Below are 22,617 nucleotides of genomic sequence, written 5' to 3'. Positions count from 1 at the left end.
CGTTGCGATTAAATGCAGGGGCTGCCCCGTGCATTTAATCGCGTCAGCACCGAGGTTCATTCAAACCGCAGTATGACCCTACGGTTGTGCTTGCTCTTCTTTTCGATCTTCTCGCAGAACACCTGGCCGATTTCCTTGGTGTTGGCCACATGGGTGCCGCCGCACGGCTGGATATCGACGCCGGCGATGTCGATCACCCGCACCGAGCCCTGAATCACTGGCGGTGCCACCGCCTGGGTACGGGTGATCTGCAGCAGCGTGGCGTACTCCGACGCCGGCATCGACAGGGTTTTTACTTCGTGGGCCTGTTCGATCAGCGCGTTCAGGTCGCGGGTGATGCTGTCCTTGTCCAGGGTCATTTCCGGCAGGTCGAAGTCCAGGCGACCCTTGTCGGCGCTGATGCTGCAGCCGGTCACCGGCGCATCGATGATTGAGCACAACAGGTGCAGGCAGGTGTGCATCTTCATGTGCCGATAGCGCCGGTCCCAATCAATTTCAGCGTTCACCTGCGCGCCTGCGACCAACTGCTCAGGGCATTGTTGCACCTGGTGCCAGATGATCGTGCGCGATACCGGGTCGCGCACGGTGCCGATCACCTCGACACTCGAGCCATCGGCCAGGATGAGGTGGCCGGTGTCGCCCGGTTGCCCGCCGCCAGTGGGATAGAACAACGTTTGCTCCAGGGCGATACCCTGTTCACCAACGGCAGTGACCCGGGCGCTGAACGTGTTCTGGTAGGGCGCGCTGTCGAACAGCGCCAGGGTTTCCAGGATGTTCACGGACATGTTCAACCTCCGACGATCAATGGGCTGGCCTGCAACACCGAGCGCACCATCGCACTCAAGCCCGGCGGCGACAGCAGGGTGATTTCAAACTCCGGCCCACAGACTTTCAGGTTCAGCGGCAGGCGTGGCAGCGGGTAGTTCGGTTCGGTGCGATGCAGGCGAAATTGCAGGTGGTGGCGCTCCTTCATTGTGGGCTCCAGCATCAGCCCGGGCAGGGGATGAAAATCGGCGTCCAGCACCGTGACCTTGTGTCCGGCGGTGATTTCACCGACCACATGCAGGCGCTCCTCCAAAGCGAATGCGCCGAGGTAGGTACTGTGCTCCGACGCATCGTTCTTCTGCATCTGGATCTGGTTGACCACCTTGACCTTGGTGCCCGCCGGCACGTCCTGGGTGATCACGCAGGACGGGCTGATAAACACGTTGTCGCCAATCAGCACGTAGCCCAGCACCCTTGCGCCGGAGCCGATCTCGACGTTATTGCCCAGGCGCGGGTGGCGCTTGCCGTCGGGGTTGTTGGCAATGCCACGCGCGCCGAGGGTCACGCCGCAGAGGATGTAGCAGTCGTTGCCGATTTCGCAGGTTTCGCCGATCACTGTGCCGTAGCCGTGGTCGAGCACAAATCGCCGCCCAATGCGCGCCGCCGGGTGAATGTCGGCGCCGGACAGCATCTTGCCCTGGTTGCTCAGGTGCGAGGCGATGTGCGCAAACGCCCCGTTGGCCTGGTCCGGAAAATTCCACACACGGTGCGCGAGCCGGTAGTACAACACCGCCTTGAACGAGGCGTAGGACTCCAGGATCAACTCGCCGCGCCCGCGTGAAGCCGGGTCGCGACTGGCGTAGGCGATCAGGTCTTCGGCCACCGCCTGCGCCGCGTCCTGGATCAATGGCGCCAGGTGCGCCTCGAGCTGCTTCATCTGCGCGGGCGTGAGCGTCTTGATGAGGTGCGTGAGCAGCTCATCGTGCAGCAGTTGCATGTCGATAAAGCCCCCCATGGAGCCACCTCCGCAGTCTGGATAGTTGGAAGGCCGGTTACTCGAAGTTTGGCAGGTAGCTGTCGGCATTGTCGTAGACCATGGTCAGTACCACCGTTTCAGGCGGCAGTTCGGGGGCAAGTTGGGCGATGGCGACCATGTTGGCGGCCGAGGACAGGCCCAGGCTGATGGCGTCGGTGCGCATGATGCGTTTGATCATGTCGACGCACGCCCGGTGCGAGACCTTGAGCATGCCGTCGATCACGTCCAGGTTGAGAATGCTCGGGATCAGCCCGATCGACAGGCCCTGAATGTCGTGCGGCGCATGCCGGTCGTTGAGCAGGTCGCATTCTTCGGGCTCCACGCCCATCACGCGCAGGCCCGGCCACGCGGCCTTGAGGGTTTCGCCGATGCCCGTGATATGGCCGCCGGTGCCGATGCCGCTGACGAAATAGTCCGCACGCAGCTCACCGAAATCGCGCAGGATCTCCGGCGCGGTGGTGTCGCGGTGGGTCTGCGGGTTGGCACCGTTGCGTTGCTGGTTGAGCATCACGTAGCTCGGGTTTTCCAGCTGCAACTCCATGCATTTCTCGCCGTGGGAGTTGTTGCCCAGGCGGCTGTCCGACAACACCACTTTGGCGCCGTAGAGGCGCAGCAGTTTCTGTTTTTCCGGACTGTAGTTGTCGGGGATCACCAACACCACTTTGTAGCCCAGCACATTGGCGGCCATTACCAGGCCGATGCCGGTGTTGCCGCCGCTGGGTTCGATCAGGGTTTGCCCGGAATCACGGATGAGCACGCCACGGCGTTCGGCGTCGAGAATCATGCCCAGGGCAATGCGCGCCTTGTGGCTGCCGCCGGGGTTGAGGGATTCGAGCTTGGCGTAGACCTCGATGCCGAGGTCTTCGGAAAACTGCGCCAGGCGCACGGTCGGCGTGTGGCCGATGGCGTCGATAATCGAGTTATGCAACATCGCTCTGCCCCCCGCTCAATACAACGGCATGTCGGGTTCGACGTCGCGCACCCAGTGTTTCATGCCGCCCTGCAACACCTTGGTGTTGGCAAAACCGGCCGCCAGCAGGGTACTCGCCGCTTGCTCGGCGCGCGTGCCGGCGTAGCAGATCAGGTAATGAGTGTTGTCGCGGCTCAGGCGACCGAGCTGCGAATCCAGTTCGTCGAGAGGGATGTGCACCACGCCCGGCAGTTTGCACACCTCCAGCTCGCTGGCATCGCGCACATCCACCAGCACATCGGCGCTGCTCGGGTGTTCCAGCACTTGCTTGAGGGTGCGCGGCTTGATGTAGCGCTCTTCGGCCAGGGACGGCTGGGGCGCCACGGCGTCGGCACAGACTGCCGGGGCAATGGTGTGGCTGCGGCGCTGCGCTGAGCAGCACGGGCAATCGGCGCGGCGCTTGAAGCTCACTTCAGTGAATTTCATCGCCAGGGCATCGAAGCGCATCAGGCGCCCGGACAACGGCTCGCCAATGCCGATCAGCAGCTTGATCGCCTCGGTGGCCTGGATCATCCCCACCACCCCCGGCAGCACGCCGATCACCCCGCCGGCGCTGCAGTTGGGCGCAAGTTCGGCTGGCGGTGGGCTGGGAAAAAGGCAGCGATAGCACGGCCCGCCCTGGTGGTTGAACACGCTGATCTGGCCGTCGAAGCGATAGATGGCGCCGTACACCAGCGGTTTGCCCAGCTGTACGCAGGCATCGTTGACCCGGTAGCGCGTATCGAAATTGTCGGTGCCGTCGATCACCAGGTCGTAGGCGTCGACCAGCTCAAGGGCGTTATCGGCGTTGAAAGCGGTGTCGTGGGTGTTGATCCGGATATGGCTGTTGAGGTCCTGCAGGCGTCGTTTGGCGGACTCGACCTTGGGCAGGCCCAGGCTGCTGTTGCCATGAACGATCTGGCGTTGCAGGTTGCTGCTTTCCACCACGTCGAAATCCACCAGGCCCAGGGTGCCGATACCGGCGGCGGCCAGGTACAGGCTGATGGGTGAGCCCAGGCCACCGGTGCCGATGATCAGCACCCTGGCCTTCTTGAGCCTCAACTGACCCTCGCGACCGACGCCGGGCAGGGTGATATGCCGCACGTAGCGTTGCACTTCTTCATTGCTCAGCGTGTCGATGTCCATGCCGCCAGACGTGGCGAGCAGCACCTCGATCCGGGCTTTTTCCGGCAGTGGCTCGTCGGCGTCGATCAAGGCTTCTTCAGCGGTGAACAGAAAGTGTTCCTTGAGCTGGTTGTTCTTCTCGTGAAACAGGTGCGCGCGCAACTGCGGGTGGCGGCTACACAGGTTTTCCATGACCTCGCGCAATGTCGATCCGGCGCTTTCGAGGGTCGACTCCGGCAACTTGGCCACGCGAACCAGAATGTCGGGGAAAGAGACAGCGTTCATGGACAGCTCCGCATGCAAGTCGTTGAAAGGGGTGAGGGCGAAATGCTTGCCATCCCAGGCAAACAGTTTGGAGCCCAGGGATTGGCCCTGGCGGACATCGACCACGAGGTAACTGACCGGGTGGATCGGTTCGCCCATGAACAGCGCCTTGTCCTGGTCTTCATCGCTGAAATAGGCGCCGACATCTGGGTGCGAGTGGTAGATCACCACCACCGGGTTGTCGCTGCGCAACGCCTTGTTCAGCAGCAGGGTGTCGGCCACGGCAAAGGTGTAGCCGTTGGCCGCGCTGCGTGGGTACCTGTCGGGGTTTTTGCGGTGCAGTTCGTTCTGGATATTGCTGCCCGGGTACACGCTGCCATCGGCGAAAACGAAACCGCAGCACTCTTCGGGGTAGCAGCGGTCGGCGTGGGCGTAGATCTGTTCCAGGGCGGTGGGACGAAGGACATCCATGTTGCTCTCGCGTCGTGGTGGAAGGCTCAATTTTTCTTGGCCAGGAGTTTTTCGATGGGCAACTTGGTGATCGCAAAGCCGGCCAGCAGGATCGCCGAGTAGAGCATCAGGTCACGGGACAGCGCCACGCCCTCATACCACGCGCCGATGATCACTGCGAACACCGGGAAGATGATGAACACAAACGACAGAATGATCGGACTCAGGCGCTTGAGCAGCATGAAGTAAACGATGAAGCCGCCCACCGACGCCACCAGCCCCAGGTAGAACAGCGCGCTCCAGGAGCGCAGGGTAATGTCTTCGAACGTCGGCGTTTCAAACCACAGACCGGCCACGAACAGCATCAGGCCGGCAATCCCGATGGGCAGGGTGTTGTAAGTGATCACGCTGATGGCGCTGCCTTTTTGCTTGGTAATCACATAGCACAACGCATGCATGATCGCGGCGGTGAGGATCGCCAGCACGCCGAAGAACTCGGCGTGATCCAGGTGCAGGCCCTGGCTGCGGATGATCATGTAGAGACTGCCGAAACCGATACCGATCCCGACCACCTGGGAAAAGTAGATGCGTTCGCGCAAGAACAGCGCGGAAAAAATCAGGATGAACACCGGCATGCAGCTGAACAGCAGGGCGGTGAGGCCCGACGAGACATGCATCTCGCCGTAGTTGAGCAAGTAGTACGGAACGCTGAAGTAGGACAGCGTCACGAATACGAAAAACCAGCGGCTTTCCCGGGGAAACAGGATTGGCTCGCGGCGCACCCTGGCAAAACACAGGAACAGCGGGAACGCGATCAGAAACCGCAGGCCGGCCGATGTGAGCGGTGGCACGCTTTCCACTGCAATCTTGATGCCCAGCCAAGTGGTGCCCCAGCTCAGGCACACGATAAGAAACATCACGCTGGTTATCAGGCCAGGCAGCCACTGTTTGGGCGTTTTTGTTTTGGCGGTGTTTTCGAGAACGGCGGACATTGGCATCGTTTATTGCTTCCCTGAGCCGACATTGAACTCTATATTGAGCGTGTAACAAGCAGTAAAAATCGGCGATTGAACCCGTAAAAGCACACTATTAGGGCGAAAGATGACTGTCAAAACAAATATTGACATGGTGTCAATTATGCGTGAGGGGTTGTCCAACGGTCAGGGCGTCAAGTACAAGCGCCTGTCCGATGTCATGGAGCGCGGCATCCTTGAAGGCCTGATTGAACCGGGACGAAAACTGCCGCCCCATCGGGTGCTTTCGGACAATCTGGGCGTCACCATTGGCACCATCAGCCGCGCCTACGGTGAGCTGGAGCGCCTCGGGCTGGTAGTGGCGCGGGTCGGCGATGGCACCTTCGTGCGCAAGCGCGGAATGGAGCGTCAGCGCGATGAAGGTTTTCGCAATGTCAGCGAGGAGCCGCGCCAGTACTTCGACATGAGCCGAAACATGCATATTCCCGGGCAGGAGACGGTGTTCCTGGCGCAGAGCTTCCAGACCCTGTCGACCAACGCCAAGTTTCTCCAGGAAATCAGCGCCTACACCCCTGACGCAGGCCTGCCGCGCTACCGCGAAGCCGGTGCGCAGTGGCTGGTACAGCGCGATTTTCATCCGATTCCCGAGCAGGTCATCTGCGTCAATGGCGGTCAGCATGGCTTGCTCTGCGCCATGATGGCCCTGCTGCGGGCTGGCGATACGGTGGTCACCGAGCAACTGACTTATCCGGGATTGATCACCGCGGCACGCATGCTCGGTATCCGCCTTATCGGCCTGGAGATGGATGAAGAGGGTGTGCTGCCGGGTGCGCTGGATGAAGTCTGTCGTAATCACCGAATTTCTGCGTTGTACTGCACACCTACTATTCAGAATCCTACGACGGCGGTGTTGTCGGTGGCGCGCCGTGAGGCGCTGTCCAAAGTCTGCCGTGAACACAATTTGTTGATTTTTGAGGATGAAGCCCACGGCGTTCTGGTGGAGGACCGGCCGCCGCCCCTCAGCTATTTCGCGCCCGAGCGTACGATTTTGATCAGCAGCCTGAGCAAGGCGGTGTCAGCCGGGCTGCGCGTGGGCTATGTGCATGCGCCGCCCGCGCTGGTCAGCCGCATTTCCGCCGCCTTGCGCTCCACCTGCTGGATGGCCACGCCAGTGACCCTGGAACTGGCCACCCAGTGGATCGAAAACGGCACGGCGGAGTACCTGTTGCGCCAGCAGATCAGCGAGATCAGCCGGCGCAAGGCGCTGGTGCAGGATTTGCTGGCGGGCCTGGCTTACCGCACCCACCTCAACAGCCCGCACTTCTGGATCGAAGTGCCGGAGCCCTGGCGCGCGTCGGAGATCGAAGCCGAACTCAAGCAGAACAATTATCTGATCGCCACCGCAGAAGCCTTTGCCGTCGGGCAGACGGCGGTGCCGCAGTTTATTCGCGCGAGTATCTGCAACACGTCGGGGGATGATCAGTTGTTGCGGGCGGGGTTCGATGCGTTGGCAACGGCGTTGGGGCAGGGTGGGGGAAGGTTTCATCTGTAAGGCTGATCAGGCTTTCTGTGGGAGGGCGCAAGCCCCCTTCCACAGGTCATGCGGGCGTTGATTACTTGAATCTGCGCTCGACACCTTTCTCCACCAGGATCTTCGCCGAGATCTCCTCCACCGAAAAATGCGTGGAGTTGATATGCGCAATATTTTCGCGACGGAACAGATTTTCCACTTCACGCACCTCGAACTCGCATTGGGCATAGCTCGAATAGCGGCTGTTGGGCTTGCGCTCGTTGCGGATCGCGGTCAGGCGGTCCGGGTCGATGGTCAGGCCGAACAGCTTGTGCGAGTGCGCGCGCAGGGCGGCGGGCAGGGTCAGGTGTTCCATGTCGTCTTCGGTCAGCGGGTAGTTGGCCGCACGGATGCCGAATTGCATGGCCATGTACAGACAGGTCGGCGTCTTGCCGCAACGCGATACGCCCACCAGGATCAGGTCGGCCTTGTCGTAGTAGTGCGTGCGCGCGCCGTCGTCGTTGTCGAGGGCGAAGTTGACGGCCTCGATACGCTCCATATAGTTGGAGTTGTGCCCGATGGAGTGGGACTTTCCTACCGAATAAGAGGAATGTTCGCTCAGCTCCTGCTCCAGCGGCGCCAGGAAGGTGGAGAAGATGTCGATCATGAAACCATTGGAGGTCGCGAGAATCTCACGAATGTCCTGGTTGACGATGGTGTCGAAAATGATCGGGCGGCAGCCGTCTTTTTCAGCCGCCAGATTGATTTGTTGTACCATGGCCCGCGCTTTGTCCACGCTGTCTATATAAGGCCGGGTGAATTTGGCGAAGGTAATGTTTTCGAACTGCGCGAGCAGGCTTTGGCCCAGGGTTTCGGCAGTAATGCCGGTGCCGTCGGAGATAAAGAAAGCAGATCGTTTCATTTGAGCCCTGGGCCTTAAGCTGATGGCGAATCTTGGATATGATAGGCGCGATTTTGCTGTCCCGCAGTGGGCCGCATTCTCACTTATTTTCCAGGCCCAGGCCACAAGCGCTGGCGAATGCTCCTACAGAGCCGCTGGCGTCCATGAGCTTTTCCAACACAGAAAGTGGAGAGATCACCTTGGTAGAGTACGTAGTTTCCCTCGATAAGCTCGGCGTCCATGATGTAGAGCACGTAGGGGGCAAGAACGCATCCCTCGGCGAGATGATCAGTAATCTTGCTGGCGCAGGTGTGTCGGTGCCCGGTGGTTTCGCCACCACGGCCCAGGCCTACCGTGATTTCCTCGAACTGAGCGGCCTCAATGCTCAGATCCACGCCGCGCTGGACGCTCTGGACGTCGATGACGTCAACGCCCTCGCCAAAACCGGCAGCCAGATCCGCCAATGGATCATGGAGGCCGAGTTCCCTGAAAAGCTCAACGAAGAAATTCGCACCGCCTTCGCCACCCTGTCGGCCGGCAACCCGGACATGGCCGTGGCCGTGCGTTCTTCGGCCACCGCCGAAGACTTGCCCGACGCCTCCTTTGCCGGTCAGCAGGAAACCTTCCTGAACATCCGTGGCGTGGAAAACGTGATCCGCGCGGCCAAGGAAGTGTTTGCCTCGCTGTTCAACGATCGCGCCATTTCCTACCGCGTGCACCAGGGTTTCGACCACAAGCTGGTGGCCCTGTCTGCCGGCGTGCAGCGCATGGTCCGTTCGGAAACCGGCACCGCCGGCGTGATGTTCACGCTCGATACCGAATCGGGCTTCCGTGACGTGGTGTTCATCACCGGCGCTTACGGCCTGGGCGAAACCGTTGTACAAGGCGCGGTCAACCCGGACGAATTCTATGTGCACAAGCACACCCTTGAGGCTGGTCGTCCGGCCATCCTGCGCCGCAATCTGGGCAGCAAGGCCATCAAGATGATCTACGGCGACGAGGCCAAGGCCGGACGCTCGGTCAAGACTGTGGACGTGGACAAGGCCGATCGCGCGCGGTTTTGCCTGAGCGATGCCGAGGTCAGCGAACTGGCCAAACAAGCGATGATCATCGAAAAGCACTACAAGTGCCCGATGGACATCGAGTGGGCCAAGGACGGTGACGACGGCAAGCTGTACATCGTGCAGGCCCGTCCGGAAACCGTGAAGAGCCGCACCTCGGCCAACGTCATGGAACGCTACCTGCTGAAAGAGACCGGCACCGTGCTGGTGGAAGGCCGTGCCATCGGCCAGCGCATCGGCGCGGGCAAGGTGCGGATCATCAAGGACGTGTCCGAGATGGACAAGGTTCAGCCCGGTGACGTGCTGGTCTCCGACATGACCGACCCGGACTGGGAACCGGTGATGAAACGTGCCAGCGCTATCGTCACCAACCGTGGCGGGCGTACCTGCCACGCGGCGATCATCGCCCGTGAGCTGGGTATCCCGGCGGTCGTGGGTTGCGGCAACGCCACCCAATTGTTGAAAGACGGCCAGGGCGTGACCGTGTCCTGCGCCGAAGGCGATACCGGTTTCATCTTCGAAGGCGAGTTGGGCTTCGATATCAAGCAAAACTCCATCGACGCCATGCCCGACCTGCCGTTCAAGATCATGATGAACGTCGGCAACCCGGACCGCGCCTTCGATTTCGCGCAGTTGCCGAACGCTGGTGTGGGCCTGGCCCGTCTGGAATTCATCATCAACCGCATGATCGGCGTGCACCCCAAGGCCCTGTTGAACTACGACGGACTGCCGCTGGACATCAAAGAGAGCGTCGACAAGCGCATCGCCGGCTACAACGACCCGGTGGGGTTCTATGTCGACAAACTGGTGGAAGGCATCAGCACCCTGGCGGCGGCGTTCTACCCGAAAAAGGTGATCGTGCGCCTGTCGGACTTCAAATCCAACGAGTACGCCAACCTGATCGGCGGCAAGCTTTACGAGCCTGAAGAAGAAAACCCGATGCTGGGCTTTCGCGGCGCCTCGCGTTACATCAGCGAAGCGTTCCGTGACTGCTTCGAACTCGAATGCCGCGCGCTCAAACGTGTACGCAACGAGATGGGCCTGACCAACGTCGAAATCATGGTGCCGTTCGTGCGCACCCTGGGCGAGGCGAGCCAAGTGGTCGACCTGCTGGCCGAAAACGGCCTGTCCCGTGGCGAAAACGGCCTGCGCGTGATCATGATGTGCGAGTTGCCGTCCAATGCCATCCTGGCCGAAGAGTTCCTGGAGTTCTTCGACGGGTTCTCCATCGGCTCCAACGACCTGACCCAGTTGACCCTGGGCCTGGACCGCGACTCGGGGATCATCGCGCACTTGTTCGACGAGCGTAACCCGGCGGTCAAGAAGCTGCTGGCCAACGCCATCCAGGCCTGTAACAAGGCCGGAAAGTACATCGGCATCTGCGGCCAGGGCCCTTCCGATCACCCGGACCTGGCCAAGTGGCTGATGGAACAGGGCATCGAAAGCGTCTCGCTGAACCCCGATTCGGTATTGGAAACCTGGTTCTTCCTCGCGGAAGGCCAAGCGTCCGCTTAAAGTCGCTACGTCAAAAGTGCCGGTTACCCTCGCGGGCGACCGGCATTCTTATCTGTACAGGGCGGGAATCCTCGCGGACGCCGCCCTTTTTTGTGCAAGAGCATTATGCAAAGCAGCAGCAATCTGTTTCCCGTCGCCTTGATCAGTGCTGAACGTCGTGGCGACCTGAGTGAAGACGTCTATCGGCTCAAACCCGGCAACAGCCCCGACGGCACCGTCGAGCTGGCCGTTACCCGTTTGGGCCTGGCCGATGTGCCGGAAAACCGGGGCGTTCCGGTTATCTTGTTGCACGGCAGCTTTTCCAACCGGCGTTTCTGGTATTCGCCCAAAGGCCTCGGCCTCGGCGCTCACCTGGCGCGCCAGGGGTTTGATGTGTGGATCCCGGAAATGCGCGGGCACGGGCTGTCCAGGCGCAACCAGGACTATGCGAAAAATCGCGTGGCCGACTACGCGCGTTACGACTTGCCGGCCATCGGCGCTTTTGTGCATGAGCAAAGCGCGCAGACGCCGCATTGGATCGGACATTCCCTCGGTGCCATCACCCTGGCTGCAGCCTTGGGCGCGCGCCATCTGGACGCATCGGCGGTGGCCTCGGTGGCGTTGTTCGGCTGCCAGGTCAGCCGAACGCACTGGCCGTTGAAAATTCCGCCTGTGGAGTGGTGTGCTCGCTGGCTGCTCAAGCGCTTTGCTCGAGTGTCCGGGCCGCGTTTCAAGCGCGGGCCCGAAGATGAACCGGCAGGCGTGATGATCGAGGCGTTGCGCTGGAATGGCCTGTTCGGCCGGTTTGGCGATGCCGACGCCGACTGGTGGAAGGGCCTGGCGCAGGTCGATGTGCCGTTGCTGGCGGTGAGCGCCGCGGGCGACGAACAAGACCCGGACTGGGCCTGCCGCAAGCTGTTCGAACAAGTCGGCAGCGAGCATCGCCAATACCTGTGCCTGGGGCGCGGGCAAGGGTTCAACGGGGATTTCGGGCATGTGGAAATGCTCGTCAGCAAGGCCGCCCAGGCTGAAGTCTGGCCGTTGGCGGCGCAATGGCTGAAAGATCCGCTGACACCGTTGCTCGCGGCCCGGCCCGAGCTGATGGCCACGGTTTGATCCGGGGCTTTTCGCTGATCTGCGGTTGCGGCTAAGCTATGACGCGTTAAACGCTTCTGGTCATATTCAGTCGCCGCCTCGCGCTTGCGTTGCGGCGAAGCGGATGGGATGTTGCGTACCTGCGAGGCAGACGCTTCTTTCCAAAGACAGCTTTTTGACGCAAGGGACTCTTTCCATGATCCATTACGCAACCCCCGACCTGTGCGATGCCTACCCGGACCTGGTGCAGGTGGTCGAGCCGATGTTCAGCAATTTCGGTGGCCGCGATTCCTTTGGCGGCGAGATCGTCACCCTCAAGTGTTTCGAAGACAACTCCCTGGTCAGGGAACAGGTCGACCTGCCGGGTGCCGGCAAGGTGCTTGTGGTAGACGGTGGGGGGTCGCTGCGTCGCGCATTGCTGGGCGATATGCTCGCTGAGAAAGCCGCAAAAAACGGTTGGGAAGGCATGGTGATCTACGGTTGCATCCGTGACGTCGACGTGATCGCCCAGACCGATCTGGGCGTGCAGGCGCTGGCCAGTCACCCGATGAAAACCGACAAGCGCGGCATCGGGGACCTTAACGTGGTGGTGACCTTTGCGGGCGTTACGTTCCGTCCGGGCGAATACATCTACGCCGACAATAACGGTGTGATCGTGTCACCCAGCCCGCTGAAAATGCCTGAATAAACTGCAATAGCCGACAGGGGTGAGGATGTTCGAGGAAGAAAACGCGCAATGGGGGCTGGTACATGCCCTGGTGCTGGACGGTAAAGGCGGCGCGCGTTCGATTGCCCGGACTGAACTGGACGACCTGCAACTGCAGCCCCGGGAAAGCCTGTGGCTGCATTGGGATCGCAGTCATCCGCAAACCCGGACCTGGCTGCGCCACTCCAGCGGCTTGAGCGAGTTCGCCTGTGACCTGCTGCTGGAGGAGAACACCCGTCCACGGCTATTGCCGCTGCCGGATGACGAATTGCTGCTGTTTCTGCGCGGAGTCAATCTCAACCCGGGCGCCGAGCCGGAGGATATGGTCTCAGCGCGCATCTTCGCGGCTGCCAGCCGGGTGATCTCCCTGCGTTTGCGCCCTCTGCGCGCCACCGATGAGCTGCTGGTGCAACTGGCGGAAGGCAAAGGGCCAAAAAACACCTCTGAACTCATCCTTTATATGGCGCAGTACCTGACCCATAAAGTGCAGGATCTGGTGACCGACCTGTTTGAAATCGTCGATTCAGAAGAAGAAAAACTCGATGCCGACGAACGGTATACTCCGGAGCATGGCAGCATCCTGCAGATCCGTCGCAGAGCCGCTGGGCTGAAGCGATTCCTGGCGCCGCAGCGGGATATTTTCGGTCAGCTGACGCGCATCAAATTGCCGTGGTTCTGTGACGACGATGCCGACTACTGGAACGAATTGAACAACAGCCTGACCCGCTACCTGGAAGAGCTTGAATTGACCCGGGAGCGCGTGGGGCTTGTACTTGAAGCAGAAGACCGACGCTTGAGCGTGCGCATGAACCGCACGATGTACCGCTTCGGAATCATCACCGGAATCTTTTTGCCGATGAGTTTTCTCACAGGCCTGCTGGGTATAAATGTGGGAGGTATTCCTTTCTCCTCCAGCCCCTACGGATTTGCGATAGCGTGCCTGCTGATGGTGTCCGTGGCGCTCGGGCAATGGTGGCTGTTTCGACGTTTGCGTTGGGTTTGACCTGAATACGAGCTGAACGTAGGAAGGGTCGGATGTGACCTCAGGAATTTAACCCTCGTCTTTTAATTCACTTGCGAGAGGTCCTTTATGCACGATCCGTTTGAACAGTCTTTGCGTGACATGCTGAATGCTTCGCCATCCAACCGTGATGACGATGCGTGCCTGGGTCGCGTATTGAAAACCGCCAACCGTCAGGTTGGGGCGGGAGACCTGTTCGGGCTGCTCGGGCGTTGGGTGCCGGCGTTGATGATGGCCCTGAACAACGGTTCGGCTCACGTCTCCCCGGTTTCCCGTGGCAAACCTCTTGCTCGCACTGCTGATAAGGCTGATTGAATATGGAACTTGATCTCTGGACCCAGAGCCTGGTCACCGCGATGACGGCATTGTGGACCAAGGTGGCGAATTTCATTCCCAACCTGTTTGGTGCCCTGGTGCTGGTATTGCTCGGGTTTGTCGTGGCCAAGCTGCTCGACACCTTGCTGTCCAAACTGCTCGCGAAACTGGGGCTGGATCGCTTGATGGCAGGCACCGGCCTGACCAAGCTACTGGGCCGCGCCGGGCTGCAAGTGCCGATCTCCACCTTGATCGGCAAGATTGTCTATTGGTTCGTTTTGCTGATATTTCTGGTTTCGGCGGCTCAGTCCCTTGGACTTGAGCGAGTTTCAGCTACGCTCGACATGCTGGCGCTGTATTTGCCCAAGGTTTTCGGCGGCGCGCTGGTACTGCTGGTAGGGGTTCTCCTTGCGCAATTGGCCAATGGGCTGGTGCGCGGAGCCGCCGAAGGCGTGGGGCTGGACTATGCCGCCGGCCTGGGGCGAATTGCCCAGGGGCTGGTGATCATCATCAGTATTTCGGTCGCGATCAGCCAGTTGGAGGTCAAGACTGACCTGCTCAACCACGTGATTGTGATTGTTTTGATTACCGTTGGTCTGGCAGTTGCGCTGGCCATGGGGTTGGGAAGCCGGGAAATTGCCGGTCAGATTCTTGCGGGAATCTACGTGCGTGAACTGTATCAAGTAGGGCAACAGGTGCGTGTGGGCGAGGTCGAAGGGCAAATCGAGGAAATCGGTACTGTCAAAACGACAGTGCTGACCGATGATGGCGAGCTGGTGTCGCTGTCCAATCGGATACTCCTTGAGCAGCAGGTCAGTAGCCGCTGACCCGGCACCCTGCTAATGTACGCCGCCGCGAACCCGGCTTGCCGGGCCGTAGCGGACATTGACCTGACTGTCGGCACGACTTGTTTTGAATAAAGCTCAAACGCTGTCCACGCGCTATGACCCCCGTGAGCTCTCTGATGAGGAGCTGGTCGCGCGTGCACATACGGAGCTGTTTCACATCACGCGCGCCTATGAAGAATTGATGCGCAGGTATCAACGCACTCTGTTCAACGTTTGTTCAAGATATTTGGGGAACGATAGAGATGCGGACGATGTCTGTCAGGAAGTGATGCTCAAGGTGCTGTATGGCCTCAAGAACTTCGAGGGTAAATCGAAGTTCAAGACCTGGCTTTACAGCATCACGTACAACGAGTGCATCACGCAGTATCGGAAGGAACGGCGAAAGCGTCGCTTGATGGACGCCTTGAGTCTGGACCCCCTTGAGGAAGCGTCTGAAGAAAAGGCGCCGACACCCGAGGACAAGGGCGGACTCGATCGCTGGCTGGTGTATGTGAACCCGATTGACCGGGAGATTCTGGTGCTGCGATTCGTCGCAGAGCTTGAGTTCCAGGAAATCGCTGACATCATGCACATGGGTTTGAGTGCTACAAAAATGCGGTACAAACGTGCTCTAGATAAATTACGTGAGAAATTTGCGGACGAGACTGAAACTTAGTGCGTGGCAAATATCTCTTACGTGTAGGCAAGTTCTGTTAGACTTGTCGCCGAGTTGTCCCCCGGTTTGTGGGACTGCTTTACAATCACCAGATGGGGATTTAACGGATGAAACTGAAAAACACCTTGGGCTTGGCCATTGGTTCTCTTATTGCCGCAACTTCTTTCGGCGTTCTGGCACAAGGCCAAGGCGCAGTTGAAGGCGAGCTGTTCTACAAGAAGCAGTACAACGATAGCGTCAAGCACATCGAAGACGGCTTCAACCCAGGCGCTCGCATTGGTTACTTCCTGACCGACGATCTGTCCTTGAACTTGTCCTACGACAAGACCAACCACACCCGTTCGAACGACGGTACTGGTAGCCAGAAGATCAAAGGTGACACTGGCAGCCTCGTGGCTCAGTACCACTTCGGTCAGGCCGGCGTTGACAGCCTGCGTCCATACGTTGAAGGCGGTTTCGGCCACCAGAGCCGTGGCAACGTGCAAGCTGACGGCCACAGCGGTCGCGATCAGACCACTTTCGCCACCGTCGGTACCGGCGTGAAGTACTACTTCACCAACAACCTGTACGCTCGTGCCGGTGTTGAAGCTGACTACGGTCTGGACAACGGCAAGTGGGACTACTCCGCACTGGTCGGCCTGGGCGTGAACTTCGGCGGTAACGCTGGCGCAGTTGCTCCAGCTCCTACCCCAGCACCAGCTCCAGAGCCAACTCCAGAGCCAGAAGCTCCAGTTGCTCAGGTTGTTCGTGTTGAGCTGGACGTTAAGTTCGACTTCGACAAAGCCGTTGTTAAGCCTAACAGCTACGGCGACGTGAAAAACCTGGCCGACTTCATGGCTCAGTACCCGTCCACCAACGTAGAAGTTGCTGGTCACACTGACTCCGTAGGTCCAGACGCTTACAACCAGAAGCTGTCCCAGCGTCGTGCTGACGCTGTCAAGCAAGTCCTGGTTAAAGACGGCGTGGCTCCTAGCCGTGTAACTGCTGTAGGTTACGGCGAATCCCGCCCAGTTGCTGACAACGCAACTGAAGCTGGTCGCGCTGTTAACCGTCGCGTAGAAGCGTCGGTTGAAGCTACCGCTCAGTAATTACTGAGTAGTAGAAAAAAGCCCGGCTCAGGCCGGGCTTTTTTTCGTCTGCAATTTGCCTCAGGCGCTCGCCACCACTGCTACATAGGCCGCCTGCTCAGCCGCTGCCACCTTGCCAATCACCAGGATTGCCGGGCTCTTCAATGCAAAAGCCTGGGCATCATCCTGCATGCGCCACAGTACGCTGCGGCACTCCCTCTGCTGGGGCAGCGATGCATTCTCAATCATCGCCACCGGCATATCCGCCGTCATGCCGCCTTCGAGCAATTGCTGGCGTATCTCTTCCAGCTTCGCCACGCCCATGTACACCACCAGCGTCGTCCCGCCTTCAGCCAGCGCGCGCCAGTTCAGGCGGCTGTCGTCCTGGGTATGCGCGGTGACCAGCGTTACGCCACGGCTGACACCGCGCAACGTCAGCGGGATATCGCACTGGGTTGCGCCTGCCAGGCCGGACGTAATGCCATTGACCACCTGCGCCTCGATCCCGCGCTCGCGCAGCCACATCGCCTCTTCGCCGCCACGTCCGAAAATGCACGGATCGCCGCCTTTGAGTCGCACCACACACTTGCCCTGACGTGCATAACGCAGCATCAGGCGATGGATGAAATCCTGTGGCGTCGAACGACAGCCGCCACGCTTGCCCACCGTAATCACGCGCGCGTTGCCGCAATGCTCCAGCACTGCCGGGTTGACCAGGTCGTCAATCAGCACCACGTCGGCTTCGTTCATCGCCCGTACCGCCTTGAGGGTCAACAGCTCCGGGTCTCCCGGCCCTGCGCCTACCAGCCAGACTTTTGCGCTCATATTCCTGTCCTCACACACTGATAGCGATTGGCTGCGGACGGCTTGCCAACAGACGTTTGATTTCCGGCACACAGGAGCCACATTGCGTACCGCATCCCAGGGACTGCTTGAGCCCATTGAGGTCCATGCCCTGAGCGATACCGGCACACACGGCGCTTTCACTGACGTTCATGCAGTTGCACAGCACTTTGCTGTTTGGCGCCGCACCACCCGGCGCAGCGCTCAAGGGCGCGAGCAGCCAGCGGCGCAGTTGGTCATCGGTGCGGCCTTCCAGCCACAGGCTCTGCAGCCAATGACGGGCCAGGGTTTCACCGGCCAGGCGCACCGCCGTGATGCGGCCTTTTTCAATCTTCACTCGCTTGCCGATCGAGCGGCGCGGATCGTCGTAGGCCATGACGGGGCCATCGTGCAGGCCCAGCATTTGGTCGATTCGCGTCAGCAGCTCAAGCTCGGGCGCTGCGGTATGTGCCGCGCGTAACAGCAACGCCGGCCGTTCCCGCCCGGCCAGGCTCAGGCTCACATAGGCAAAACCCTCGCATAGCGGGCGCAGTGCCTCGAAGTGTTGCTGCACATTGCCCTCGATCAGGGCAAATAGTTGCCATGGCAACTGCACCGCCTCCAGCCGCACGCCGCTGTGCTTGAGTTCAGGCTGTTTTGACAGCGGGTCGAACGCCGGCTGTGTGAGGGTATTCACGCCGCCCTTGAGAAACCGGTCGCCCCAGTGCATCGGCAGGAATGCCTGGCCGGGGCGCACGCTGTCGTCACTGCTCACGGCGACGATCACATTGCCGCGCCGGCTTTTGAGGTTCACCAGGTCGCCTTCCTTGAAACGATGGCGGCGCAGTTCATCCGGGTGCAGGCTCAACAATGCCTCGTTCACATGCCCAAACAACTGCGCCGCCGTGCCGGTGCGACTCATGCCGTGCCATTGATCGCGCAGGCGGCCGGTGATCAGGGTCAGGGGGAAGCGCGCGTCGCGCTGTTCCTTGGCTGCGCGATAAGGGTCGGCGATAAAGTGCGCGCGCCCCCCTTCGGTCGGGAAGATTCCGTCGGTATACAGGCGCGAAGTGCCGCTGCGTGAGCCCATGGGAAACGGCCACTGCTGCGGGCCCAGTTCGTCGAGCAGGGCATGACTGATACCCGACAAATCCAAATCACGGCCACAGGTCAGCAGCTTGAATTCATCAAAAATCTGCGCCGGGTGCTCGAAGGCGAACAGACTCGGCGTCCCCGGACGCAGACGCTGTTGCAGACGTTGGGCAAAATCCACGGTGATTGCCCAGTCCGGCCGTGCTTCTGCGGGAGGGGCAATGGCGCGGCGCACGTGGGAAATACGCCGTTCGGAGTTGGTCACCGTGCCTTCTTTCTCCCCCCAGCTGGCGGCTGGCAACAGCAGGTCGGCGTAGGCGGCGGTCTCGGTGGTGCGAAAGGCTTCCTGTAACACCACGAACGGGCAGGCTGCGAGGGCGGCGCGTACGGCCGTCTGGTCCGGCAGCGATTGCGCAGGGTTGGTGCACGCGATCCACAACGCCTTGATTTTGCCGGCCTGTACCTGTTCGAACAGCTCAATGGCCGTCAGCCCGGTCGGCTCCGGCAACGCATCCACGCCCCAGTAACTGGCAACTTCTGCGCGATGTTCAGGATTGGCGGCTTCCCGGTGACCCGGCAACAGGTTCGACAAACTGCCGGTTTCGCGCCCGCCCATGGCGTTGGGCTGGCCGGTCAGTGAGAACGGCCCGCAGCCCGGTCGACCAATCGTGCCGGTGGCCAGGTGCAGATTGATCAGCGCGCTGTTTTTAGCGCTGCCGGCGGTGGACTGGTTGAGCCCCATGCACCACAGCGACAAAAAGCCAGGGGAGGTACCCACCCATTCAGCGCACAACCGCAATTGCTCGACACTGATCCCGCACAGCTGCGTGACCATCTGCGGTGTGTAGTCATGCACCAGGCGTTTAAGCTCCGTCAATCCATCGGTATGGGCCTGGATAAAGTCACGGTCGATCCAGTCTTCCCACAGCAGCAGATGCAAAATCCCATGGAACAGTGCCACATCCGTGCCTGGCAGGATGGCCAGGTGCATGTCAGCCAATTCGCAGGTGTCGGTGCGCCGAGGGTCGATCACCACGACTTTCATCTGCGGACGCCGGGCCTTGGCTTCCTCCAGGCGTCGGAACAATACCGGATGGGCGTAAGCCATGTTGCTGCCGACTATCATCACGCAGTCGCTGGTGTCGAGGTCTTCATAACTGCACGGCGGCGCGTCGGCGCCCAGACTGCGCTTGTAGCCGACCACCGCCGAAGACATGCACAACCGTGAATTACTGTCCAGATTGTTGGTGCCCACCAGAGCCCGCGCCAGTTTGTTGAAGCTGTAATAGTCCTCGGTAAGCAGTTGCCCGGAAATATAGAAGGCCACGCTGTCCGGCCCGTGTTCGGCGATGGTGTCGGCAAACACGCTGGCCGCGTGGTCCAGCGCGGTATCCCAACTGGTACGGCTACGGGCCAGGCCTTTGCCCAGGCGCAACTCCGGGTACAAGGCGCGCGCGCTCAGGTCGCCCGTCAGGTGCAGGCTGGCGCCTTTGCTGCACAACTTGCCGAAATTGGCCGGATGGCTCGGGTCGCCCTGCACACCGAGGATCTGCGTGCCGTCATGCTCGATCAGCACGCCGCAGCCCACCCCGCAGTAGCAGCAGGTGGACGCGGTGACCTGACGGTCCATCAACCGGCGTCCCGCAGGGCCAGCATCACCCGGCCGTTTTCGACACGGGCGGGATGATGGTGGGCGCAGCCGATATCCGGCGCCTGGGCTTCGCCGGAGGCCAGGTCGATCTGCCAGTTGTGCAGCGGGCAGGCCACGCGCTTGCCGTAGATCAGTCCTTGGGACAGCGGGCCGCCCTTGTGCGGGCAGCGGTCGTCGAGGGCGAAGACTTCGTCGTCACTGGTACGAAAGATCGCGATGTCGCCCTTGGGGCCGTTGATGATGCGCGAGCCCAGTGCGTTGATGTCGTCGAGGGCGCAAATATCCAGCCAGTTCATGCCTGCACCTCCAGGTGTTTGACGGGGATCACCTCGAATTCCTTTTTCAGCAGCGGCTGTTCAAGCCGTTCTTTCCACGGGTCCTGCTCGAATGACAGCGAGAATTGCAGGCGCTCGTTCAGCGCCTTGCGCCGGGCCGGGTCTTCCAGCACGGCTTTCTTGATATGCTCCATGCCCACGCGCTGCAGGTAATGCACGGTGCGCTCCAGGTAGAAGGCCTCCTCGCGGTACAACTGCAGGAATGCGCCGTTGTACTCGCGCACTTCGTCGGCGGTTTTGAGCTTGACGAAGAATTCCGCGACTTCGGTCTTGATGCCGCCGTTGCCGCCGATATACATCTCCCAGCCGGAGTCGACGCCAATGATGCCGACATCCTTGATGCCGGCTTCCGAGCAATTGCGCGGGCAACCGGACACCGCCAGCTTGACCTTGTGCGGCGACCACATGTTGAACAGGTCGTGCTCCAGCTCAATGCCCAGTTGCGTGGAATTCTGCGTGCCGAAGCGGCAGAACTCGCTGCCGACGCAGGTTTTCACGGTGCGGATGGATTTGCCGTAGGCGTGGCCGGACGGCATGTCGAGGTCTTTCCACACGCCGGGCAAGTCCTGCTTCTTGATGCCGAGCAAGTCGATGCGCTGACCGCCGGTGACCTTGACCATCGGCACGTTGTACTTGTCGGCCACGTCGGCGATACGGCGCAGTTCCGAAGGATTGGTCACACCGCCCCACATCCTTGGGACCACAGAGTAGGTGCCGTCTTTCTGGATGTTGGCGTGGGCCCGTTCGTTGATCAGGCGCGATTGCGGGTCGTCCTTGGCTTCGCCGGGCCAGGTGGAGATCAGGTAATAGTTCAGCGCCGGGCGGCAGGTGGCGCAGCCGTTGGGGGTGCGCCAGTTCAGGTAGCTCATGGTGCCGGCGATGGTCAGCAAATGCTGTTCGCGGATAGCCTGGCGGATTTGCCCGTGGTTGAGGTCGCTGCACCCGCAGATGGCTTTTTCGCTCTTGGGTTTTACATCGGCCGCGCCGCCCACGGTGTTGATCAGGATCTGTTCCACCAGCCCCACGCAGGAGCCGCAGGAACTGGCGGCTTTAGTGTGTTTTTTCACCTCGTCGACACTGAACAGGCCCTGTTCCTGGATCGCCTTGACGATGGTGCCCTTGCACACGCCGTTGCAGCCGCAGACTTCAGCGCTGTCGGCCATGCTCATGGCCTTGTCCTGGCCCTGATGGCCTACGTCGCCCAAGGCGTTTTCGCCGAACATCAGGTGATCGCGGATCTCGCCGATGGCATGGTTCTCACGGATCTGGCGGAAGTACCAACCGCCATCGGCGGTGTCGCCGTACAGGCAGGCGCCGACGAGGATGTCGTCCTTGATCACCAGTTTTTTGTACACGCCGCCAATCGGGTCGGAGAGGGTGATGGTCTCGGTGCCTTCGCCGCCCATGAAATCGCCGGCTGAAAACAGGTCGATGCCAGTGACTTTCAGCTTGGTCGAGGTGACCGAACCTTTGTAGGTGGCAAAGCCGAGCTGAGCCAGGTGGTTGGCGCAGACCTTGGCCTGTTCGAACAGCGGCGCAACCAGGCCGTAGGCAATCCCGCGATGGCTGGCGCATTCGCCGATCGCATAAATACGCGGGTCGTAGGTTTGCATCGTGTCGTTGACCAGAATCCCGCGGTTGCACGGGATGCCTGATGTTTCCGCGAGTTCGGTATTGGGCCGAATGCCGGCGGCCATCACCACCAGGTCGGCGGGGATGATGTCGCCGTTCTTGAACTGCACCGAGCCAACGCGACCATTGCCGGCATCGTGCAGGGCCTGGGTGTGTTCGCCCAGGCGAAATACCAGACCACGGCTTTCCAGTTCGGTTTGCAGCAGTTGGCCACTGGTCTTGTCCAGCTGGCGTTCCAGCAACCATTCGCCGATGTGCACCACGGTCACGTGCATGCCGCGCAGCATCAGGCCGTTGGCCGCTTCCAGGCCAAGCAGGCCGCCACCGATGACCACCGCGTGCTTGTGGGTCTTGGCGGTGTCGATCATGGCCTGGGTGTCGGCGATGTCGCGATAGCCGATCACGCCCTGCAAGGTGTTGCCGGGGATCGGCAGGATAAACGGTGTGGAACCGGTCGCGATCAGCAAACGATCGTACTCGGCCTCGGTGCCGTCCTCGGCGATGACTTTGCGCTTGACCCGGTCGATCTGCACGACCTTGCGGTTGAGCAGCAGCTTGACGTTATTGTCCAGGTACCAGTCCAGGTCGTTGAGCACGATCTCTTCGAAGGTTTGTTCACCAGCCAGCACCGGCGACAGCAGGATGCGGTTGTAGTTGGTGTGGGGTTCGGCGCCGAACACGGTGATGTCGTAGAGATCGCTGCTCAGCTTGAGCAGTTCTTCAAGGGTACGCACCCCGGCCATGCCGTTGCCGATCATCACCAATTTGAGTTTTTTCATGTCGCTCTCCGACCAATCACGCGCAAACAAAAAAAGGCGTCCCCGCTAGTCAGCTAGCGAGGACGCCTTT

At 60.6% G+C, this 22,617-nt stretch carries 19 protein-coding genes; 9 read left to right on the top strand and 10 right to left on the bottom strand.

Features of this window, described 5'->3' with window-relative positions:
* Positions 1-56 precede the first annotated feature (56 nt).
* Genes H045_RS13960 through H045_RS13940 form a run of 5 tightly spaced genes read right to left on the bottom strand, consistent with a single transcriptional unit; the run spans position 57 to position 5,581 of the window.
* Positions 57-785 carry an alanyl-tRNA editing protein gene (locus H045_RS13960; RefSeq protein WP_015372684.1) on the bottom strand — a complete coding sequence of 243 codons (729 nt, stop codon included), beginning with the start codon at positions 783-785 and terminating at the stop codon, positions 57-59.
* A gap of 2 nt (positions 786-787) precedes the next feature.
* On the bottom strand, positions 788-1,780 hold the full coding sequence (locus H045_RS13955; protein WP_003230299.1) for a serine O-acetyltransferase: 993 nt from the start codon (positions 1,778-1,780) through the stop codon (positions 788-790).
* A 37-nt stretch (positions 1,781-1,817) separates the two neighbouring features.
* Positions 1,818-2,732 carry a PLP-dependent cysteine synthase family protein gene (locus H045_RS13950; protein ID WP_003230301.1) on the bottom strand — a complete coding sequence of 305 codons (915 nt, stop codon included), beginning with the start codon at positions 2,730-2,732 and terminating at the stop codon, positions 1,818-1,820.
* Positions 2,733-2,747: 15 nt separating this feature from the next.
* On the bottom strand, positions 2,748-4,610 hold the full coding sequence (moeB, locus tag H045_RS13945) for a molybdopterin-synthase adenylyltransferase MoeB (protein WP_015372683.1): 1,863 nt from the start codon (positions 4,608-4,610) through the stop codon (positions 2,748-2,750).
* Between the two features lie 26 nt (positions 4,611-4,636).
* Positions 4,637-5,581 carry a DMT family transporter gene (locus H045_RS13940; RefSeq protein ID WP_003230305.1) on the bottom strand — a complete coding sequence of 315 codons (945 nt, stop codon included), beginning with the start codon at positions 5,579-5,581 and terminating at the stop codon, positions 4,637-4,639.
* 109 nt (positions 5,582-5,690) lie between these two features.
* Here H045_RS13940 and H045_RS13935 point away from each other — a divergent pair, with 109 nt between their 5' ends.
* A complete protein-coding gene (locus H045_RS13935) occupies positions 5,691-7,115 on the top strand; it encodes an aminotransferase-like domain-containing protein (protein ID WP_032869684.1) in 1,425 nt (474 codons plus the stop codon).
* Positions 7,116-7,176: 61 nt separating this feature from the next.
* Here the strand turns inward: H045_RS13935 and ppsR are convergent, their stop codons facing one another.
* The gene (gene ppsR / locus H045_RS13930) at positions 7,177-7,995 is read right to left on the bottom strand and encodes a posphoenolpyruvate synthetase regulatory kinase/phosphorylase PpsR (protein ID WP_003230310.1); all 819 of its coding nucleotides are present in this window, start codon (positions 7,993-7,995) and stop codon (positions 7,177-7,179) included.
* A gap of 179 nt (positions 7,996-8,174) precedes the next feature.
* Here ppsR and ppsA point away from each other — a divergent pair, with 179 nt between their 5' ends.
* The 8 genes from ppsA (at position 8,175) to H045_RS13890 (ending at position 16,257) form a co-directional block, all read left to right on the top strand.
* Positions 8,175-10,550 (top strand): phosphoenolpyruvate synthase, encoded by a 2,376-nt coding sequence (gene ppsA / locus H045_RS13925; RefSeq protein WP_003230312.1) that lies wholly within the window; start codon positions 8,175-8,177, stop codon positions 10,548-10,550.
* 105 nt (positions 10,551-10,655) lie between these two features.
* The gene (locus tag H045_RS13920; protein WP_003230313.1) at positions 10,656-11,645 is read left to right on the top strand and encodes an alpha/beta fold hydrolase; all 990 of its coding nucleotides are present in this window, start codon (positions 10,656-10,658) and stop codon (positions 11,643-11,645) included.
* Between the two features lie 178 nt (positions 11,646-11,823).
* Positions 11,824-12,312, top strand: a complete 489-nt coding sequence (gene rraA, locus H045_RS13915; protein ID WP_085986475.1) for a ribonuclease E activity regulator RraA — start codon at positions 11,824-11,826, stop codon at positions 12,310-12,312.
* 25 nt (positions 12,313-12,337) lie between these two features.
* Positions 12,338-13,333: a zinc transporter ZntB gene (locus tag H045_RS13910; RefSeq protein ID WP_015372682.1), complete on the top strand. Its 996-nt coding sequence runs from the start codon at positions 12,338-12,340 to the stop codon at positions 13,331-13,333.
* An 87-nt stretch (positions 13,334-13,420) separates the two neighbouring features.
* A complete protein-coding gene (locus tag H045_RS13905; RefSeq protein WP_003230316.1) occupies positions 13,421-13,666 on the top strand; it encodes a hypothetical protein in 246 nt (81 codons plus the stop codon).
* 2 nt (positions 13,667-13,668) lie between these two features.
* A complete protein-coding gene (locus tag H045_RS13900) occupies positions 13,669-14,493 on the top strand; it encodes a mechanosensitive ion channel family protein (protein ID WP_003193288.1) in 825 nt (274 codons plus the stop codon).
* Positions 14,494-14,578: 85 nt separating this feature from the next.
* Positions 14,579-15,169, top strand: coding sequence for an RNA polymerase sigma factor SigX (sigX, locus tag H045_RS13895; RefSeq protein WP_003230319.1), 591 nt, complete (start codon positions 14,579-14,581; stop codon positions 15,167-15,169).
* A gap of 107 nt (positions 15,170-15,276) precedes the next feature.
* Positions 15,277-16,257, top strand: coding sequence for an OmpA family protein (locus H045_RS13890; protein ID WP_003230320.1), 981 nt, complete (start codon positions 15,277-15,279; stop codon positions 16,255-16,257).
* A gap of 60 nt (positions 16,258-16,317) precedes the next feature.
* Here H045_RS13890 and cobA read toward each other — a convergent pair whose 3' ends face one another.
* From cobA to nirB, 4 genes are read right to left on the bottom strand one after another with little or no spacing between them, the layout of a single operon-like run.
* Positions 16,318-17,061: a uroporphyrinogen-III C-methyltransferase gene (gene cobA / locus H045_RS13885; protein WP_041931513.1), complete on the bottom strand. Its 744-nt coding sequence runs from the start codon at positions 17,059-17,061 to the stop codon at positions 16,318-16,320.
* Between the two features lie 10 nt (positions 17,062-17,071).
* Positions 17,072-19,780 carry a nitrate reductase gene (locus tag H045_RS13880; protein ID WP_003230324.1) on the bottom strand — a complete coding sequence of 903 codons (2,709 nt, stop codon included), beginning with the start codon at positions 19,778-19,780 and terminating at the stop codon, positions 17,072-17,074.
* Positions 19,780-20,097, bottom strand: coding sequence for a nitrite reductase small subunit NirD (nirD, locus tag H045_RS13875; RefSeq protein ID WP_003230326.1), 318 nt, complete (start codon positions 20,095-20,097; stop codon positions 19,780-19,782). Before nirD ends, H045_RS13880 begins: the two co-directional genes overlap by 1 nt.
* A complete protein-coding gene (gene nirB / locus H045_RS13870) occupies positions 20,094-22,547 on the bottom strand; it encodes a nitrite reductase large subunit NirB (protein WP_003230327.1) in 2,454 nt (817 codons plus the stop codon). The genes nirD and nirB overlap by 4 nt, the downstream gene beginning before the upstream one ends.
* Positions 22,548-22,617: the final 70 nt, after the last annotated feature.

The organism is Pseudomonas poae RE*1-1-14 (assembly GCF_000336465.1).
GTDB lineage: Bacteria > Pseudomonadota > Gammaproteobacteria > Pseudomonadales > Pseudomonadaceae > Aquipseudomonas > Aquipseudomonas poae.
This window is presented reverse-complemented; position numbering and strand designations above follow the sequence as displayed.